Source organism: Pseudomonas sp. LF020, from assembly GCF_053456425.1.
The window spans coordinates 108,301-126,777 of sequence record NZ_JBRFIX010000004.1 but is presented as its reverse complement, the minus strand read 5'-3'; the positions used below and the strand labels follow the sequence as shown (position 1 = coordinate 126,777).

Sequence of the window (18,477 nt, the reverse complement as noted above, 5' to 3'; positions counted from 1 at the left end):
TAATGCATATCCAATGCATTTCCCGGATATTTTTTATGTGAAAAATGCATATCGACTTGCGCCAACTTCGACACTTCATCGCCCTCGCCGAACAACGCAGCTTCGTCGCCGGCGCGCAGGCGGTGAACCTGTCGCAGTCGGCGTTCAGCCGCAGTATTCAGGCGCTGGAACACAGCGTCGGCTGCCAGTTGATCGATCGCGGGCGCAAGGAACTGCCACCGACCAAGCAAGGCCAAGTGCTGCTCGAACATGCCCGGCGACTGGTCAGCGGCGCGCAGCAGATGGCCAACGAGATCAGCCAGTTCAATGGCCTGGAGGCGGGCGAATTGCGCTTCGGTTGCGGCCCCGCGCCGGCGGCCGGATTGATCCCGCGCGCGATCGGCGCGTTCATCGGCCGTTACCCGAAAGCGCGGGTGCAATTTCAGGTCGATGACTGGCAGAGCCTGAGCAAACGCCTGCTCAGTGAGGAGTTCGAATTCTTCGTCGCCGACACTCGACACTTCGAGGCCGACCCGGATTACCTCACCCATCGATTGCGTCCGCGCAAATGGCATTTCTGCTGCCGCGCCGGGCATCCCTTAACGGCATTTGAACGGGTCTCGGCCGAACAATTGATGAGTTATCCACTGGCGGTGAGCATTCGCCCGCCGAACCTGCGCAAGGTCATCGTCGACCTCAGCGGCCGCCCGGATTTCACGCCGAATGTGGAATGCGAAAACAGCTCAAGCCTGCTCAGCGTGGTGCTGCGTTCGGATGCGATCGGCATTGTCGGGGCGTATTCCGATGCGCTGCATCAGGCCAAGGGTGAGCTGGTGTGTTTGCGGGTCGAAGGGTTGGCCGATGACCTGGAAGAGCTGTACACCCGTTACGGGATTGTCAGTCGGGCAGGGTATCGGTTGTCGCCGCTGGCGGAGGCAATGATTGAGCAGATCAAGGCGATTGATGCGGTGGGTGAGGAGGTTTGTTCACTCGAAAATTTAGCTGTCTGAGCTGCCGCTATCGCTGGCAAGCCAGCTCCCACAAAGTCCGGGTGTTCACATCATTTGTGCCCGGCGCAAATCCTGTGGGAGCTGGCTTGCCAGCGAAGGCGTCGCCAAAGGCACCGATGCATCCCCTGCATAAAACCCATTCCCCAAATGCACTTGCCGAACACCCCCGCCGAAAGCGACAACCCCCACCTGTCTTTCTGACCGGTGAACCCCATGTCCAACCCGCAAAACCCCGTGCGCAACGTGCTGTACATCATGTGCGATCAGTTGCGCCGCGATTACCTGTCCTGCTACGGCCATCCGCATCTTTACACGCCGAACATCGATCGCCTGGCCGCCGCCGGCGTGCGCTTCAGCCGTGCCTACACCCAGGGCACGATTTGCGGGCCGTCGCGGATGTCGGCCTACACCGGGCGCTACGTCAGCAGCCATCAAGTGGCGTGGAACGCCGTGCCGTTGCCGCTTGAGGAACTGACGATCGGCGACTACCTGCGCCCTCACGGCATCCGCACCGCGCTGGTCGGCAAGACCCACGCCACCGCCAACATCGATGCCTTGCAGCGTCTGGCGATCAACCCGGACAGCGCGCAGGCCGAGGTGCTCAACGAGGTCGGTTTCGAACCGTACTTTCGCCACGACGGAATCTTCCCCGACGACCCGCTGTTCGACGACAAGCGCGAATCCGCGCCCTACACCCATTACCTGCGCAAGCAGGGCTTCGACGGGCGCAATCCCTGGCACGACTGGGCCAACGCCGCCGAAGGCGAGAGCGGTGAAATCCTCAGCGGCTGGCACATGCGTCATGCCCATTTACCAGCGCGAATTCCCGAGCAGTTCTCAGAGACTGTCTACACTACAAATCGAGCCATCGACTTCATCACCGAGCAAGGTGAGAAATCCTGGTGTTTACACCTCTCCTACATCAAACCGCACTGGCCCTACATCGTACCGGCGCCATACCACGCCTTGTACAGTACGAAATCGATTCTCGAGCCGGTCCGCGCGACTCCCTCCGAAGCCAGCAAACACCCCGTATACACGGCGTTTCGCCAGCATGAGGAAAGCCTCAACTTCTCCCGTGACTCAGTACGATTGAATGTAATCCCCACCTACATGGGCCTGATCAAGCAGGTGGATGATCAACTCGGGCGGCTGTTCGATTTTCTGCAGAGCAACGGACGTTGGGATGACACGTTGATCGTGTTCACCAGCGATCACGGCGACTTTCTTGGCGACCACTGGCTGGGCGAAAAGGAGTTTTTGCTGGAGCAAGCGGTTGGCGTGCCATTGATCGTGCGCGACCCGCGCGCCGCGGCGGACATCACCCGGGGTACGGTGGATGAGCGGCTGGCGGAAACCATTGATGCGTTGCCGACATTTCTCCAGGCCCTGGGCTTGCCGAAGGCCGAGCATCGGCTGGAAGGACGCTCGCTGATCCCGCTGCTGCACGGCGAAAATCCCGATTGGCGCCGCTACGCCATCAGCGAATACGACTACGCCTTCCAGGCGCCTGCGCGTGAGCGACTCGGTCAGCCGATCGACCGTTGCCGCATGACCATGGTGCGCAGCGAGCGCTGGAAATACCTGGCGTACGACGGTTTCCAGTCGCAACTGTTTGACCTGTTGAATGATCCGCAGGAATTGCGCGATCTGGGTGAGGATCCGGCGTACGCCGCGGTGCGCGAGGAGCATGCGGGGTATCTGTTTGAATGGGTGCGCGGATTGAAGCGGCGGACCACGATCAGTCATCAGGAGATTGATGTGCGTGGACAGCGGTTCCGCTATGGCGAGCCGGAGGTCGAGAAAGTCGTGCAGATCGGTGTGTGGTAGTTAAAAGCATCGCTGGCAAGCCAGCTCCCACAGGTTTTGCGTTGTTCACATCCTTTGTGTCCGACACAAATCTCTGTGGGAGCTGGCTTGCCAGCGATGGGGCCTTATCAAACGCCGACGATATCCGCGCCTTTAATAGTCTGACTACGCTGCCCCGAAGTCCCAACCGGCACCTCCCCCTTCAGCGTCACCCGCCGCACGATGCGATCCTGAGTGCCGTAATCATCAATCGCATAATGCTGGGTCGAACGGTTATCCCAGATCGCCACATCGCCCGCCTTCCAGCGCCAGCGCACGGTATTTTCCTGACGGATCACATGGCTCTGCAACAGGCCGAACAGGTGCGCCGAATCGGCCTGCGAATAACCCTTGATACGTTTGACGAAGTGCCCCAGCAACAAGCTCTTCTCGCCGCTGATCGGGTGCACGCGGACCACCGGGTGCTCGGTCTCGTAAACAGTCGAAGTGAAGATCTTGCGATAGCGTTCAAGCTTCTCTGCCGAGACGTCCGGCTTGGCCCCGGCGTAGTCGTATTCGTTGCTGTGCACGGCGACCAGTTTGTCCGCCAGTTCGCGCAGCTCCGTCGGCAGTTCGTTGTAGGCAGTCGCCGTGTTGGCCCACAGGGTGTCGCCACCAAAGGCCGGGGCCACCACCGAGCGCAGGATCGAGGCTTTCGGGTAGGCGTCGACGAAGGTCACGTCGGTGTGCCAGGAGTTGGCGCGCTGGCCTTCGGCCCCGTCCAGTTCCAGCAGATAACGGGTGCCCTCACGCACCGGTACGGTCGGATGCGCCACAGGCTCGCCGAGCAGATGGGCGAAGGCTTCCTGGCGCTGATCGTCGAGCTGGGTCTGCTCGCGGAAGAACACCACCTTGTACTGGATCAGCGCCTGCTGAATGGCTTCGACCGTGGCGGCGTCCAGTTCACCGGACAGGTGCACGCCACGAATCTCGGCGCCGATACGGCCGGCCACCGGGTGAATTTCCAGCGCGTGGACAGCGGGTTTTACAGCGAGTGCGGCATTGCTCATGGGTAGACCCTCATCGACTGCTTGCGGTTGGGCGGCAGCGAAGCATCGCTCTATCTATATTCCATTTACATCTAATAGATATTCACATGCTTCGTTGACGGAATAAGAGCTTGCATTTAAAACCTCAAGCAACCCTCGTCGCAAATGCCTTCGAGCTATTTTTAGGATGCCGGAAAAGCATATGGATCTTCGCCAGTTGCGCTACTTCATCGCCCTCAACGAACACCGCAGTTTTGTCCGCGCGGCAGACGCGATGGGCATCACTCAACCGGCGTTCAGCCGCAGCATTCAAGGGCTGGAGCAAGAGTTCGGCTGCGTGCTGGTGGATCGCGGCAACAAGGATCTGCGCCCGACGCCAGAAGGCCAGGTGGTGCTGCAACACGCGCTGACCCTGGTGCAAGGCGCGGCGCTGCTCAGCGCGGAAGTGACGCAGATGACCAAGCTCGATGCCGGTGAACTGCACTTCGGCTGCGGCCCGGCCCCGGCGGTGAAACTGGTGCCGGACGCGGTGGCGCAATTCATCAACGCGCACCCGAAAGTGCGCACCTGTTTTCAGGTGGATAACTGGGAAAAACTCAGCCGTGCGCTGAGCCGTGAAGAGATCGAATTCTTCATCGCCGACATCCGCCATTTTGAGGCCGATCCGAACTTCCAGACCCAGGCCCTGACACCCAAGCGCGGGGTGTTTTTCTGCCGCCCCGGGCATCCGTTGCTGGCCAAGGAAAGTCTGTCGACCAATGACATGTTCGACTACCCGCTGGCGACCACGCTGATCCCGCCGGGGATTCGCAAATTGTTGGCGAACCTCAGCGGCCGGATCGACTTTTCGCCGACCATCGAGACCGAGCATTTCCCGGCGCTGGTGAAGGTGGTGCTGCAATCCAATGCGATTGGCGTGGGCACGGAGGAGGCATTCGTCGAGGACATCGCCCAGGGTTCGCTGGCGCTGCTGCACTGGCGCAACCTGCCGCAGAATCTGGAGAGCATGAATGCGCGCTGCGGGATCGTCAGCCGCACCGGGTTTCGTTTGTCGCCGGCAGCAAGAGCGATGATCGAGACGTTGGTGGCGGTGGATAAGCAGGCGATCAGCGTCGCGGTTTGAAGATCAAAGGATCGCAGCCCTCGGCAGCTCCTGCAGGAGAACGCATTCCCCTGCAGGAGCTGCCGAAGGCTGCGATCTTGTGCTGTTAAAGCTTGGCCGCCGCCAGTTCAGGCGCCACCCAATCGCTGACCTTGAACGGCTTGCGAATCAGCTTCTGCTGCGCCGCCAGATCCACCGAGTCCTGCAATTTGCCGAGGAACACCGGGTCCAGCGTCGACGGGAACACTTCGCTGAGTTTCTGATCCTGCAGGTCCTGGGTCAGGATCACCGGTGGATAACTCGCCAGCCCCGACACCAGTTGCACGTAAGCGTCCTTGTTGCTGTCCTGGGTCAGCCATTCCACGGCCTGCTGCTGCGCCTTGAGCAGTTTTGCCACGACCTCCGGGTGCCCGTCGACAAACTTGCCGGTGCCGACCAGCACCGATTGCACACTGCCGGCGCCGCCCAGATCCTTGGTGCTGAGCGGCAACTCCGCCAGCCCTTTGGCTTGCAGCGCCGTCAGCCCTGAGCTGCCCCACGACGCGTCGATCTGCTTGGCCGCCAATGCCGCGACCGCGCCGCTGAAGTCGAGGTTGATCACTTTCAGATCCTTCTCGCTCAAGCCCTGACTGGCCAGCGCCGCATCAAACGACAACTGCGTGGCGGTGCCACGGAAGATCGCTACGCGCTTGCCTTTCAGATCCTGCAGGGTCTTGATCCCCGACCCCGGGACCACGCCCAGATAATGCTTCACCCCACGCGCACTGGCGCTGAGCAAACGGGTGTCGAGACCGTTGGACTTGCCAATGATCGCCGCGAGGTCGCCCAGATACGCCAGATCGACCTGACCGTTGGCAAACGCCTCGTTGATCACCGGCCCGGCGCCCTTGAAGAAGCTCCACTGAATCTTGATGCCCTGATCGGCGAAGGCTTTTTCGAAGATCTGCTGATCACGCAACACGTCCACCACACCGCCGCCGCTGTGCTGGGTGCCGGCGCTCAGATCGGGGACGGCGATCCGGATCTCCTTGAGTTCATCGGCCTGCGCGGTAAAGGCCAGCAGCCCCGCCAGCGCCGGGATGGCAAACAGGTTGAAGACTCGTTTGAAGGGAAGGTTCATGGGTGCGGCTCCTTGATCACGACGGGCGTTGAGGAACCGAAAGTAGGCCGAAGCACGACCTTCGCTTAAATACTATAAATGCACATTTTTATAGCTTTTCACGCTAAGCGAGAAGCCACGCGGCTCGCAGCGGCGTATGCATTAACAGCATCGAAAATATTCTTCGAATGCATTGGATGCGCGATGCGCTGGAAGCCTTAAATGGCGCTGCTTATCTCCAAATTCAATATTTTAGATATCGCTTATAACAATTTGTTTATAGCTAATACCGCTAGAGATCGCAGCCTTCGGCAGCTCCTACAGGGGCGACTTCACGGACGCGTCCCCCTGTAGGAGCTGCCGAAGGCTGCGATCTTTTGATCCTGCTCCCGATCCAACCCGACAACGGAGGTCACCCATGGCCCGTGATTCCCTGCTCAGCCTGCCGCTGCCCGCGCCGCCCCTGAAAAGTCGGCGGCAGTGGCCCAGCCTGAATCAACGTCTGTTGCCCTGGCTGCTGCCGATCAGTCTGTTCGCCCTGTGGTGGCTGGCCGCGCGCAATCAGTGGATGAGCGAACAGATCCTGCCGGCACCATCGCTGGTGTGGAACAGCGCCATCGAATTGGCCCAGGGCGAGCTGTGGAGTCATTTGTGGATCAGCCTGCAACGCCTGCTCTGGGGCCTGCTCGCGGGGATTTCGGCGGGTGCGGTGCTCGGCGCTGCTCTGGGGTTCAGTCGACGCCTGGAACGTTTGATTTTCCCGACGTTCGCAGGTCTCGCGCAGGTGCCGACACTGGCGTGGATTCCACTGTTCATGGTGTTTTTCGGCATCGGCGAAGTGCTGAAACTGGTGGTGCTGATCAAGGCCATCGTGGTCCCGGTGACGCTGCACACCTTTGTCGGTGTGCGTGATGCGCAACCGAAACTGCGCGAAGCCGCCGCCGTACTGCGCCTGCCTCCCTACCTGCTGATCCGGCGTCTGGTGTTGCCCGCCGCGCTGCCGGCGTTCATGGCCGGCGTGCGTCTGGCCCTGGCCGCTGGCTGGACCTCCTTGCTGGCGGTGGAGCTGTTGGCGTCCAGCGAAGGCATCGGCTACCTGATGGTCTGGGCACGGCAGCTGTTCATGCTCGACATCGTGTTCGTGTGCATCGTGGTTATCGGTGTGCTCGGTGTAGCGATGGATCGCGGCATCGGTTTTCTCGACCGCAAACTGGTGCACTGGCCGCACCCCGCCACCGCAGAAATTCGCCGTGGTCCGCGTTATGAAGGCTGGCAGCGAGTGCAACCGTGGCTGGTGCCGCTGGGCATGATCGGTTTGTGGCAGGTGGCGAGCGATCAGCAATGGATCGACGCCAATATCCTGGTCAGCCCGCTGGCAGTCTTGCAAACGGCAAAAAACGGTCTGCTCGATGGCACGCTGATCAGCGGCATGGCCCTGAGCCTCGGCCGCACCCTTGGCGGTCTGTTACTGGGTGGCGGCCTCGGTTTCACCCTTGGCTTGCTGCTGGGTCTGTCGAAGATCAGCGAACGGCTGCTCGGCCCGACCCTCGCCGCCATTCGCCAGATTGCGATTTTCGCCTGGGTGCCACTGCTCACCGCGTGGTTCGGTCTGGGTGAGTTGGCGAAGTGGGTATTCGTCGCCCTCGCCGCGTTCTTTCCGTTGTTCATCGCCACTCAGCGCAGCGTCGCCAACCTCTCGCCACAACTCAACGAAGCCGCGCAGGTGCTGCGCCTGAACCTCGGTCAGCGCCTGCGTCGTCTGGTGCTGCCGGGTGCGGCGCCGGGGATTTTCGCCGGGCTGCGCCTGAGCCTGATCTACGCCTGGCTCGGCACCATCGGCGCCGAATACTTCATGCCGTCCAACGGCGGCATCGGCAGCCAGATGATCGGCGCCCAACAACTGCTGCGCATGGACCTGATCATGGCCGGGATGCTGCTGGTCGGCCTCACCGGCGCCCTGCTCAACCTCATCGGCCAACGCCTGGAAATTCGCGCCACTCGCTGGAGACACGCATGAACGCACCGATTGTCAGCTTCACCCACGTAGGCAAATCCTTCGACGTCGACGGTTTCGAACTGGAGGCGATTCGCGAATTCAACCTCGACATCGCCGAAGGCGAATTCGTCGCCATTGTCGGCTCCAGCGGCTGCGGAAAATCCACTCTGCTTCGTCTGCTGGTGGGCCTCGACACGCAGTTTCGCGGGCAGATCAGCGTCGATGGCAAAGCCGTCAGCGGCATCGGCGGCGAGCGCGGTATCGTGTTTCAGGAGCATCGGCTGTTCCCGTGGCTGACCGTGGCCGACAATATCGGTCTGGGCCTGGTCAACGAGCCGCTGAGCACCGCCGAAAAGCAGCAGCGCATCAACGATTTCATCGATCTGGTCGGCCTGCGCGATTTCACCCGCGCCTACCCGCACCAGCTCTCCGGTGGCATGGCCCAGCGCGTGGCGATTGCTCGCGGACTGGTCGCCAGTCCACGGATTCTGCTGCTCGACGAACCGTTCGGCGCGCTCGATGCACTGACCCGCCAGCAGATGCAGGACGAGCTGCTGGCGATCCGTGACCGGGCAAAAATCACCACGATCCTCGTCACCCATGACGTCGAAGAAGCGATCTTCCTCGCCGATCGCGTGGTGGTGATGGAGCCGCGTCCGGGACGGATCAAGCAAGTGGTCGACATCGCCTTGCCACACCCGCGTCAGCGCAGCAGTTTCGACTTCCATCAACTGCGCGAAGAGCTGCTGCACGAACTGACCAGTGACGACCATTATCAACCGAGCCTGCCGGTGCAGATCCGCGATCTGCCGCTGTCGTTCATTGCCTATTGAGAGGAGCTTTATCGATGCCGCAACGCCCCAACTTTCTGGTGATTCTGGCCGACGATCTCGGCTTCTCCGACCTCGGCGCCTTCGGTGGCGAAATTGCCACACCGAACCTGGATGCTCTGGCCAGCAACGGCCTGCGCCTGACCGATTTCCACACCGCACCGACCTGCTCGCCAACCCGTTCGATGCTGCTGACCGGCACCGATCACCACATCGCCGGCATCGGCACCATGGCCGAAGCGCTGACTCCGGAACTGATTGGCAAACCGGGTTACGAGGGTTATCTCAACGACCGCGTTGTGGCCCTGCCCGAGCTGCTGCGCGAGGCCGGTTACCAGACGTTGATGAGCGGCAAATGGCACCTCGGCCTGACGGCTGAACTGGCGCCGCAGGCCCGCGGTTTCGAGCGTTCGTTCTCGTTGCTGCCGGGTGCGGCCAACCACTATGGTTTCGAGCCGACTTACGATGAACACACCCCTGGCCTGCTGAAATCGACTCCGGCGCTGTACATCGAAGACGACACCTTTATCGATGAGCTGCCCAAGGATTTCTACTCGTCGGATGCCTTCGGCGACAAGCTGCTGCAGTATCTCAAGGAGCGCGATCAGAGCCGGCCATTCTTCGCTTATCTGCCGTTCTCCGCACCGCATTGGCCGTTGCAGGCACCGGCCGACATCGTCGAAAAATACCGTGGCCGTTACGACGCCGGCCCCGAAGTCTTGCGCCTGGAACGCCTGGAAAAACTCAAGGCGCTGGGGCTGATCGAGCCGGATGTCGAGCCGCATCCACTGATTCAACTGAATGCGCAATGGACTGCGCTGAGCGCTGAGCAACGGCAGATTTCCGCGCGGGCCATGGAGGTCTACGCGGCGATGGTCGAGCGCATGGACTGGAACATCGGCCGGGTGGTCGATTACCTGCGCCAGCAGGGCCAACTCGATAACACCTTCATCCTGTTCATGTCCGATAACGGTGCCGAGGGCGCGCTGCTGGAAGCGTTCCCCAAGTTCGGCCCGGAACTGCTGACTTACCTGAATCAGCATTACGACAACAGCCTCGACAACATCGGTCGCGCCAATTCCTACGTCTGGTACGGGCCGAGCTGGGCGCAGGTGGCGACCGCGCCGTCACGGCTGTTCAAGGCGTTTACCACCGAAGGCGGGATCCGTGTGCCGGCGTTGCTGCACTACCCGCAACTGCCAATCAAAGGGCAGATCAGCCATGGCTTCGGCACGGTGATGGACATCACTCCGACGATTCTCGATCTGGCGGGTGTGCGCCATCCGGGCAAACAGTGGCACGGCAAACCGGTGGCGCCGTTGCGTGGCAAATCGTGGTTGGGCTTTTTGTCCGGCGAGACGGCGCAGGTGCATGACGAGCACACCGTTACTGGCTGGGAATTGTTCGGGCGCCGGGCGATTCGCCAAGGGTCATGGAAAGCGGTGTGGATCCCCGGGCCGGTGGGGCCGGCGACCTGGCAGCTTTATGACTTGAGCAGTGATCCGGGGGAAATTCATGATCTGGCCTTGAGTCAGCCGGACAAGCTCAGCACGTTGATCGGGCATTGGCAGCAGTATGTCGAGGAGACCGGGGTGATTTTGAGTGCTTCGCCGTTTCAGCCGGACTGAGGTCGTCTGATAAACCGCTATCGCTGGCAAGCCAGCTCCCACAAGGTTCAATGTCGTTCACAAACCCTTCGAATGACACAAAACCTGTGGGAGCTGGCTTGCCAGCGAAGAGGCCCTCAAACCACCCATCAAGCCCGGGCAGTGCGCACCTCTTCCTGCACCAATTCATCCTTGCGAACAAACCGGTTCGCCCGCCCAAACGTGCCGAAATCATTGAACCGCACGCCCATCTCGCGCATCACCTTGTGCGCCACCGGCACGGTCATCTGCCGGATGTAAAACGGTTCCTTCACCACAAAATGGTGAATCCCGTGACTGCTGCCAAAATTGAAGCAGAACGCCTGCAGCGGCCACAGCCACCAAGGGTTCAACACCTGGCATTGCTGCAGCACATTGCCTGCCTCGATGTCGCCGTAGTAGTGCATGTTCGAGCTGATGAAATGCAGGCAGAAGGTGCGCAGCACATTCGGGCCGATGATCACTACTGCCGCGATATCGATCACCTGCATCACCGACAGCGTGGTCGCCGACCATTCAATCGGCGAACCCATGAGGTAGGCGATGCCATTCGCCGCATGAAAACCGAGAAACACATACCACGCGCCCCAATGCACCAGCGCCAGCGGCGCGTAGACCTTCAGCGTGCGCTTGATGATGCTGAACTTGTGCGCCCAGGTCTTGGCCCGCAGCATGCGGATGAACGCCGACATCACGTTGTCGCCGACCATCAGCAAGCGCGCAAAACCCCAAGGCTCGCCGTTGGTGATCGCGCGTTCTTCCATGTCGGTTTCGGTGCCGGAGACCTTGTGGTGATTGAGGTGCAGATGACGGCGAATCCACGGATTGATCGTGCTCGGCCGCGCCAGCCACACCAGGCCCATCATCAGGTTGTGCGGCACGCGTTGTTTGCGGAAATACATGCTGTGGATCAGGTCGTGCTCCAGCTCGTGGGTCAGGGAGGCGAAAAACGCGTTGAACAACAGGCATACCCACCACGCCATGTGGCCAGTGATGTACAGCGTCGCCGAACCGATCATCCCGGCCAGAGCAAAGGCCAGAATGCCCGCGCCGAGGGCGTCCTGGTGCTGCAGGATCGGGTAGCGTTCGCGCAGCTCGACGCCTTTGGCCAGCACCACTTCGCGAATATGCGCTGATCGCTGGGCAGCATTGTGTCGCTGGGGACTTGCAGAAGTACGGTCCATGCTTCCATCCTCTGTTTATTGATGTTCGCATCCTGCCTTGCGAAAGCTTTATTGATGGTAGCCGTGAACGCCAACCTGTTGACCGGAAGCGCCAATCAGCATGAAGGAACCGACCTCGCTCGCCAGCTGGACCCGTGCCTTGCGCAAGCAACTCGATGCGCTGGGGCTGGACAGTCTCGGCCTGTGCCAACAGGCCGGGCTTGATCCGCAGTTGATGGACGACCCGAACGCGCGGTATCCGTTGTCCGGCACCACGCGCCTGTGGCAACTGGCGGTGCAGTTCAGCGGCGATCCGGCGATCGGCCTGCGGGTCTCGCGCTTCGTCAGCCCGACCACGTTCCATGCGCTCGGTTATGCGCTGGTGGCGAGCGGAAGCCTGCGCGAGGTGTTCGAACGCATCGTGCGTTATCACCCGGTGGTCAGCGATGCGCTGGAACTGGAGCTGAGCCGCAGCGATGACCGCTATCTGTTTCGTCTGAAAATTCCGTCAGGCAATCCGGCGCCGGCCTTCGAAGCCATCGACGCGTTTGCCGCGATCTACGTACGCACCTGCCGCAATCGCCTGGGTCGCGATTACGCGCCGCTGGCGGTGTACCTGCGCCGCCCGGAACCGTCCGATGCACATCAGTGGCACAAGGTGTTCCGCGCTCCGGTGCATTTCTCCTGCGCCGAAGATCGCCTGGAATTCGCCCTCGCCGACTTCGACAGCCACCTCGACGACGCCAACCCGGAACTGGCCGAACACAACGAAGCGGTGCTCAAGCGCACCCTGGCCCAGCTCCAACCGCTGACCTGGGAGCGCAAGGTGCGCGACGCCATCGAAGAACAACTGCCCGAAGGCGAACCCAGCGCCGAACGCATCGCCCAGGCCTTGCACCTGAGCCTGCGCAGCCTGCAACGGCATCTGGCGGATGAGGGCTGTCGCTTCGACACGCTGCTCAACGAGAGCCGCGAAAACCTCGCGCTGCTGCACCTGCGCGATCCGCAGTGTTCGTTGAGTGAAGTCAGTTACCTGCTGGGATTTGCCGACACCAGCAGCTTCAGCCGCGCGTTCAAGCGCTGGACCGGAATGACGCCGGGGCAGTTTCGCGATCAGCTGCGCTGAACATCAGCCCTTGATCAAGCTGCGTTGCAGGCCGGAAGTCCACTGTTCGATCATTGCCTCGCCCACTTCGGCAAACTCGGGATGCTTGCGACTGTATTCGGCCATTTCCTTCATCGCCATCTGCATGCCGTGAGCCACTTGTTGCAGTAATTATTTGCCGCGCTCGCTGAGCTCGAATTTTGGCACTTCAAGACCGCAGTGCTGCGCCGCCCGCATACAGAAATATTCGTTGGTTGCCAGCTGCGGATACTCTTCGGCGCGAAAGGCCTTGACCAGATGAGTCGCGCCCCGATGAGTCAGGCGATCAATCGCCGCAGCGCTGTCACGCACCAGCACTTTGGGCTGCACGCCTGACACTCCGGAATACTGACCGTAGGTCTGTAACAGATCTTCGAACAGCCCCTGAGCACCATCGTGCACCAGCAGATCGCTGAGGGATGTTGCCGGAGGCTGATCAGTCGCCGGTGCGCTGGCAATTGCCAGACGGCCGAGCTGATGAGGCCCGACGATAGCCAACAAAGCAAAATCATCGAAGCCACGCACGGCTTTACTGAAGCGTCGCATCAACTCCTCACGCAGCGCGCCTTCGGGCAGGTTCATCTCGAAGACGGGGTGAATGCCATGTTCCCAGCCATAGCTGTCCAGGCGAGTGGGCATCGTCAGCGATACCGCGTTGTCGGCGCTGGCATCTTCGCGATAACTGAACACACTGTCGTCGCGAACCTGCCCGCGCCCCAGCGTCCCGACCATCTGTTCACCCACACGGATGTGCAACCTGTCCGGCGTTTCAGTCATGGAAATTCACTTTTTGCAGAGTGTCGAGGGTTGGGCGATTGGACTTGCGGGGAACGGCAACCAGCTCGTAACCGAAGCCGTTGAGTATCGCCTCAACCTTGCGCAGGCCGATTTCGGAGACCGTGTTGTTTTCGATCCCCGAGATGGTGGCGCGACTCATGCCATATTGTTGAGCCAGTGCCTGCTGGGAGAGTTTGCGCGCCTTGCGCAAACTTCTGATCACTTCGCCGATCTGTTCCATTGCGCAAACCTGCACTGTTTACGATGCATTTATAGATAAATAAATGAAATGCATCACATGCGATGCACTAGTCACCAAACTCTAGCTGAGTTTCAGAATACTTGCACGGCGCATCATTGGCTCAGGACAAAACCCAACTCAAACACTGTGCCACTCGCATTACTGCTCACCCTGACCTGCCCGCCATGCAACAGCAGGATCGACTGCACAATCGCCAGCCCCAGCCCACCGGAATCTCCAGGCTGTGCCCGTGAAGGGTCGACGCGATAGAAGCGGTCGAACAGTTTGCCCAGATGTTCAGGCGCGATCACCGGGCCGTGGTTGTGTACCTGTAACCAGCACACGCCCGGCTCATCGTGGCGGCGCAGGCTGATCAGTGTGCCTTCATCGGCGTGACGCACCGCGTTGGCCAGCAGATTACCGAGGGCACGTTGCAGCAGTTGCTGGTCGGCCAGCAGTTCGCCGTGCAGCGCATTTCCCAGACGGATATTGCGGTCGTCCGCCAGCGCTTCGAAGTAATCGCACAATTCATTGCCGACCTCGTGCAATTCCAGCGTGCGCAAGTCGAGTGCCCGCTCGGCCTGTTCGGCGCGGGCGAGGAACATCAGGTTCTCGGCCATGCGTTTGAGGCGTTCGAATTCTTCCATATTCGAGGCCAGCAATTCCTGATACTCCGCCGTGCTGCGCGGGTGATTCAGCGCCTGGCCGTTGCTGGCGAGCAAGGTGTGCAACGGGGTGCGGATCTCGTGAGCCAGATCGGCAGAAAACTGCGACAGCCGCTGCACGCTGTCGTCCAGCCGCGCGAGCATGCCGTTGAGCGCCTGCACCGGTTCGAGCAATTCGGCGGGGGTGCCGCTGGCGGGCAGACGTTGATCAAGGCTGCGCAGATCAATGCCGCGCACCGCTTCGCTCAATTGCCGCAACGGTTGCAGCCCCCGGCGCAGCAGCACCAGACCCAGCGCGAACGCCAGCAACGCTCCGAGCCCGACCGCCAGATACAGGCGCAAGCGATAACTGGCGAGCATCTGATCACGTTCGGTCAGCACCTTGCCGGCGATCACCGTCAGCGGTTCGCCGTTCGGCCCTTGGGCTTCACCGGACAGCAGCGCCAGCTCGGCACCGTCCGGCGCCTGCCAGGTCAGCACGTCGCGACGCTGCGGCGTCTGCTCGCGGGGGATCGCGTTCAATGGTGGCAGCTCGCGCTGGCGCGGGTTGATCGCGATCACGTTCGAGCCATCGGCCCGCCGCACCAACAGCAAGCTGTCGAGGTTACCGAGCATGTTCTGGTACAACCGTGGCCGCGCCTGCAAGGCGCCGAGGCTGTCACTGTCGGCGAGCAAGGCGCGCACCTGCTCCAGACGGCCGAGCAACGCCAAGTCATCCCGATAGGCGATCTCCGAGTCGAGCGAGCGGTAGAGAAACAAACCGATCGCACTCAACACCAACGCGCAGACCACGGCGAACGCCAGCGCCAGACGCCAGGCGATCGACCTAGACCGCATTGTCGGGCGCCTCCAGTTGATAACCGACCCCGCGCACGGTGTGGATCAGTTTCGGCATGTACGGATCATCGACCTTGGCCCGCAGGCGACGCACCGCGACTTCGACCATGTTGGTATCGCTGTCGAAATTGAGGTTCCACACCTGCGAGGCGATCAGCGTGCGCGACAGCACTTCGCCCTGACGGCTGGCGAGCAATTGCAGCAGGGCAAATTCCTTGTTGGTCAGGGCAATGCGCTGACCGCCGCGACTGACCCGACGCCGCAGCACGTCAATCTCGAGGTCGGCGATGCTGTAGGACTCGGCCTCGCGCAGCGGCCCACGCCGCAACAGCGTGCGCACGCGCGCGAGCAATTCGGCAAAGGCGAAGGGTTTGAGCAAGTAATCATCGGCGCCCAGTTCGAGGCCGCGCACGCGGTCTTCGATGGCATCCTTGGCGGTCAGGAACAGCACCGGCGTAGCGCCGCGCTGGCGGATCAATTGCAGCAGTTGCCAGCCATTGAGGCCCGGTAGCATCACATCAAGGATGATCAGGTCGTATTCCTGCTGCTCGATGAAATAGCGCCCATCGAGGCCATTGAGCGCCACGTCCACGGCAAATCCCGATTCGCCCAGGCCTTTGGCCAGGAAATTCGCGGTTTTGGCTTCATCTTCTACGACCAGCAAACGCATGGCACACCTCGATTGATCAGGCACACAGGCTAGGCGCCTTCGGCGGCGTTGCCCATTACAAACTTGTAATCGGACTGACGGGGTTCTGACGAAGAGCGGCGATTAAGGTGACGACCTTAGCTTTTGGAGCCTGTCCATGACCGTCAAATACCTCGCAGCCAGTCTCGCCCTCGGCCTCAGCGCCAGCGCTTTCGCCGCCCCTGAATTGCCGCGCCACGCTGACCTGGATCTGAAAACCGCACGCCTGCTGGCCGACACGGCGCTGAGCAATTGCACCGCCACGGTCTCGGTGCTCGACCGTGGCGGCAACTTGCTGGTGACCCTGCGCGGCGACGGCGTCGGCCCGCACAACACCGCTGCCAGCCAGCGCAAGGCCTACACCGCGCTGTCGACGAAAACCCCGACCCGGCTGTTCGCCGAGCGCGCCCGCAGCAACCCGGAAACCGCTAACCTCAACACCCTCGATGAGTTGCTGTTGCTCGGCGGCGGGATCCCGCTGTTCGCCGCTGATGAACTGGTTGGCGCCATGGGCGTGGCCGGATCCGGCGGCGGCGAGCAGGACGAAAACTGTGCCATCAAAGCCGCCGAAAAGGCCGGCCTGACCCTCACCCGTTCCCAGTAAGGAGACTCACTATGCCTAGCCTGCGCATGACCCTCACCACACTCGGCCTGAGTGCCCTCTCCAGCCTGGCACTGGCCGCCGGCAACCCGCTGAGCGTGCATGTGCTCAACCTGGAAAACGGCCTGCCGTCACCCGGAATCAACGTGACCCTGGAAAAACACGTCGGCCAGAACTGGCAGCTACTGGCCCAGGGCACCACCAACGAACAGGGGCGCATCGCCGAACTGTTCCCGGCCAAACAGCCTTTCGAGGCAGGTGAATACCGGGTGGTGTTCAAGACCGGTGAGTATTTCGAGAAGAACAAGCGCGAGACGTTTTTCCCGGAGATTCCGGTGATTTTCCAGGTGAAGCAGACTGACCAGCACTACCACATCCCGTTGCTGCTCAGCCCTTATGGGTTCTCGACCTATCGCGGTTCGTAAGCCGCACTCCTTCAGGTTCTGTGATTTGGCTGAGAACCCTGTGGGAGCTGGCTTGCCAGCGATGGCGTCAGTTCAACAAACACGCATGTCGACTGATGCACCGCAATCGCTGGCAAGCCAGCTCCCACAGTGGAACGGTGTGAGTTTTCAGAGCGTGGCAAGGGCACGCAGCCGCTCGGCATCGAGAATCTCGATCTCGCCATACCCCAGCCCGATAATCCCCTGCCCCTGCAGATCCTTGAGGATCTGGTTGGTGGTCTGGCGTGACAGCGACAGCATCGACGCCAACTGCTCTTGCGGCAGTTGCAGCACACGGCGCGGCGGGTCGAGTTCGCCGTAGCCTTCGGCGATCATCAACAAACGATGGGCCAGACGCGCCGAGGCCGGTAGCAGACTGAGCTGTTCGAGGTTGATGAAGGTCAGGCGCAATTTCTGGCTCATCAGCAATGCCAGATGCCGCCAGTACACCGGCTGTTCATCGAGGATTTTCAGCAGCGTGGCCTGCGGGATATTCAGCAGGGTGCACGGCCCGACGGCATAGGCATCGTGAGTGCGTGGCTGGCCGTCGAACAGGCAGATTTCACCGAACCAGTGCGGCGCCTCGACCAGGCTCAGCAGCGCCTCCTTACCCTGCTCGCTCACCGCCCCGATCCGGATCGCCCCGTCGAGCACCGCGTACAACCCGCACGGCGCATCGCCACGCTGAAACAACCGCTGCCCCGCCGTCAGCCGCCGCTCCCGGGCCGCCGCCAGCAGACTATCCTGAAAGGATGCAGGCAGATGACTGAACCATTGCCCGGTCATCAGCTGTGAACGCTTATCCATGATCACTCCCAATTGTCGCCTGCCTGACAGAGCGAACGCCGAACCCGGGGCATGCTGCTCTCACCCTACAGGAGGAACAACAATGAAAAGCCTCGTCGATCATTTGAGTCAATACGCCGCCTACCACCGCGACCCGCGCAACATCGCCAGCCACTTTATCGGCATTCCGCTGATCGTGGTGGCGGTGGCGGTTTTGTTGTCGCGGCCAGAATGGACGCTGGGCGGCGTGTGGCTATCGCCGGCGGTGCTGCTGGCACTGGCCTCGGCGTGGTTCTACCTGCGCCTGGAACTGAAGCTCGGCGTGCTGATGACGGTGCTGATGGGCCTGTCGGTCTGGGCCGGGCATGCGCTGGCGCAGCAGAGCACCATGGTCTGGCTCGGCAGCGGGCTGGCGATGTTCGTGATTGGCTGGGTGATCCAGTTTGTCGGGCACCACTACGAGGGGCGCAAACCGGCGTTTGTCGATGACGTGAGCGGGCTGATTGTCGGGCCGCTGTTTGTGGTGGCCGAAGTGGCGTTCATGCTCGGCATGCGGCATGAGTTGAAAGCGCAGATCGAGGCGCGGGCGGGGGTGGTGCGGGTCAATCCGAATCGCAAAGCAGCGGCTTAGGC

18 protein-coding genes and 1 pseudogene are annotated in these 18,477 nt (G+C 61.4%); 10 read left to right on the top strand and 9 right to left on the bottom strand.

All coding sequences use genetic code 11. The features are described 5' to 3' along the window. The first annotated feature begins 44 nt into the window (after positions 1 to 44). Together ACU680_RS11120 and ACU680_RS11115 are read left to right on the top strand one after the other, a co-directional pair. Positions 45 to 989 (top strand): LysR family transcriptional regulator, encoded by a 945-nt coding sequence (locus ACU680_RS11120; RefSeq protein ID WP_448179470.1) that lies wholly within the window; start codon positions 45 to 47, stop codon positions 987 to 989. A 213-nt stretch (positions 990 to 1,202) separates the two neighbouring features. Beyond that, the gene (locus ACU680_RS11115) at positions 1,203 to 2,819 is read left to right on the top strand and encodes an alkaline phosphatase family protein (protein WP_448179469.1); all 1,617 of its coding nucleotides are present in this window, start codon (positions 1,203 to 1,205) and stop codon (positions 2,817 to 2,819) included. Positions 2,820 to 2,926: 107 nt separating this feature from the next. On the opposite strand, the gene ACU680_RS11110 is transcribed toward ACU680_RS11115, so the two are convergent. Next, positions 2,927 to 3,847 carry a TauD/TfdA dioxygenase family protein gene (locus ACU680_RS11110; protein ID WP_448179468.1) on the bottom strand — a complete coding sequence of 307 codons (921 nt, stop codon included), beginning with the start codon at positions 3,845 to 3,847 and terminating at the stop codon, positions 2,927 to 2,929. Positions 3,848 to 4,028: 181 nt separating this feature from the next. On the opposite strand from ACU680_RS11110, the gene ACU680_RS11105 reads away from it, so the two are divergent. Further along, complete coding sequence (locus tag ACU680_RS11105) at positions 4,029 to 4,949, top strand: LysR family transcriptional regulator (protein ID WP_367082431.1); 921 nt, start codon at positions 4,029 to 4,031, stop codon at positions 4,947 to 4,949. A gap of 85 nt (positions 4,950 to 5,034) precedes the next feature. On the opposite strand, the gene ACU680_RS11100 is transcribed toward ACU680_RS11105, so the two are convergent. Further along, entirely contained in the window at positions 5,035 to 6,048 is a 1,014-nt protein-coding gene (locus ACU680_RS11100) for an ABC transporter substrate-binding protein (protein WP_448179467.1), read from the bottom strand. Between the two features lie 397 nt (positions 6,049 to 6,445). Between ACU680_RS11100 and ACU680_RS11095 the strand changes: the two genes are divergently transcribed. The 3 genes from ACU680_RS11095 to ACU680_RS11085 are packed head-to-tail and all read left to right on the top strand — an operon-like array spanning position 6,446 to position 10,481. Next, the gene (locus ACU680_RS11095) at positions 6,446 to 8,044 is read left to right on the top strand and encodes an ABC transporter permease (RefSeq protein ID WP_448179466.1); all 1,599 of its coding nucleotides are present in this window, start codon (positions 6,446 to 6,448) and stop codon (positions 8,042 to 8,044) included. Beyond that, positions 8,041 to 8,856, top strand: coding sequence for an ABC transporter ATP-binding protein (locus ACU680_RS11090; RefSeq protein WP_400760132.1), 816 nt, complete (start codon positions 8,041 to 8,043; stop codon positions 8,854 to 8,856). Before ACU680_RS11095 ends, ACU680_RS11090 begins: the two co-directional genes overlap by 4 nt. 14 nt (positions 8,857 to 8,870) lie before the next feature. Next, positions 8,871 to 10,481 (top strand): arylsulfatase, encoded by a 1,611-nt coding sequence (locus ACU680_RS11085; protein WP_448179465.1) that lies wholly within the window; start codon positions 8,871 to 8,873, stop codon positions 10,479 to 10,481. 128 nt (positions 10,482 to 10,609) lie between these two features. On the opposite strand, the gene ACU680_RS11080 is transcribed toward ACU680_RS11085, so the two are convergent. Then, complete coding sequence (locus tag ACU680_RS11080; RefSeq protein WP_448179464.1) at positions 10,610 to 11,683, bottom strand: fatty acid desaturase; 1,074 nt, start codon at positions 11,681 to 11,683, stop codon at positions 10,610 to 10,612. Between the two features lie 100 nt (positions 11,684 to 11,783). Between ACU680_RS11080 and ACU680_RS11075 the strand changes: the two genes are divergently transcribed. Further along, complete coding sequence (locus tag ACU680_RS11075) at positions 11,784 to 12,788, top strand: AraC family transcriptional regulator (RefSeq protein WP_115988474.1); 1,005 nt, start codon at positions 11,784 to 11,786, stop codon at positions 12,786 to 12,788. Positions 12,789 to 12,791: 3 nt separating this feature from the next. Here the strand turns inward: ACU680_RS11075 and ACU680_RS11070 are convergent, their stop codons facing one another. From ACU680_RS11070 to ACU680_RS11050, 5 genes and pseudogenes are all read right to left on the bottom strand, one after another. After that, positions 12,792 to 12,914 carry a hypothetical protein gene (locus ACU680_RS11070; protein WP_448179463.1) on the bottom strand — a complete coding sequence of 41 codons (123 nt, stop codon included), beginning with the start codon at positions 12,912 to 12,914 and terminating at the stop codon, positions 12,792 to 12,794. Positions 12,915 to 12,941: 27 nt separating this feature from the next. Next, positions 12,942 to 13,583: pseudogene (locus ACU680_RS11065) on the bottom strand (type II toxin-antitoxin system HipA family toxin); the annotation flags it as partial. Continuing rightward, positions 13,576 to 13,824, bottom strand: a complete 249-nt coding sequence (locus ACU680_RS11060) for a helix-turn-helix domain-containing protein (protein WP_007963482.1) — start codon at positions 13,822 to 13,824, stop codon at positions 13,576 to 13,578. The pseudogene ACU680_RS11065 and the gene ACU680_RS11060, both read right to left, overlap by 8 nt. Before the next feature lie 113 nt (positions 13,825 to 13,937). After that, on the bottom strand, positions 13,938 to 15,326 hold the full coding sequence (locus ACU680_RS11055; protein ID WP_448179462.1) for a heavy metal sensor histidine kinase: 1,389 nt from the start codon (positions 15,324 to 15,326) through the stop codon (positions 13,938 to 13,940). Continuing rightward, positions 15,316 to 15,996 (bottom strand): heavy metal response regulator transcription factor, encoded by a 681-nt coding sequence (locus ACU680_RS11050; RefSeq protein WP_367082417.1) that lies wholly within the window; start codon positions 15,994 to 15,996, stop codon positions 15,316 to 15,318. Before ACU680_RS11050 ends, ACU680_RS11055 begins: the two co-directional genes overlap by 11 nt. A gap of 136 nt (positions 15,997 to 16,132) precedes the next feature. On the opposite strand from ACU680_RS11050, the gene ACU680_RS11045 reads away from it, so the two are divergent. Both ACU680_RS11045 and uraH read left to right on the top strand, forming a co-directional pair. Continuing rightward, positions 16,133 to 16,618 (top strand): GlcG/HbpS family heme-binding protein, encoded by a 486-nt coding sequence (locus tag ACU680_RS11045; RefSeq protein ID WP_448179461.1) that lies wholly within the window; start codon positions 16,133 to 16,135, stop codon positions 16,616 to 16,618. Between the two features lie 11 nt (positions 16,619 to 16,629). After that, a complete protein-coding gene (uraH, locus tag ACU680_RS11040; protein WP_448179460.1) occupies positions 16,630 to 17,040 on the top strand; it encodes a hydroxyisourate hydrolase in 411 nt (136 codons plus the stop codon). 147 nt (positions 17,041 to 17,187) lie between these two features. On the opposite strand, the gene ACU680_RS11035 is transcribed toward uraH, so the two are convergent. After that, on the bottom strand, positions 17,188 to 17,865 hold the full coding sequence (locus ACU680_RS11035) for a Crp/Fnr family transcriptional regulator (protein WP_448179459.1): 678 nt from the start codon (positions 17,863 to 17,865) through the stop codon (positions 17,188 to 17,190). 82 nt (positions 17,866 to 17,947) lie between these two features. Between ACU680_RS11035 and ACU680_RS11030 the strand changes: the two genes are divergently transcribed. Next, the gene (locus tag ACU680_RS11030) at positions 17,948 to 18,475 is read left to right on the top strand and encodes an Mpo1 family 2-hydroxy fatty acid dioxygenase (RefSeq protein WP_448179458.1); all 528 of its coding nucleotides are present in this window, start codon (positions 17,948 to 17,950) and stop codon (positions 18,473 to 18,475) included. Positions 18,476 to 18,477 lie beyond the last annotated feature (2 nt).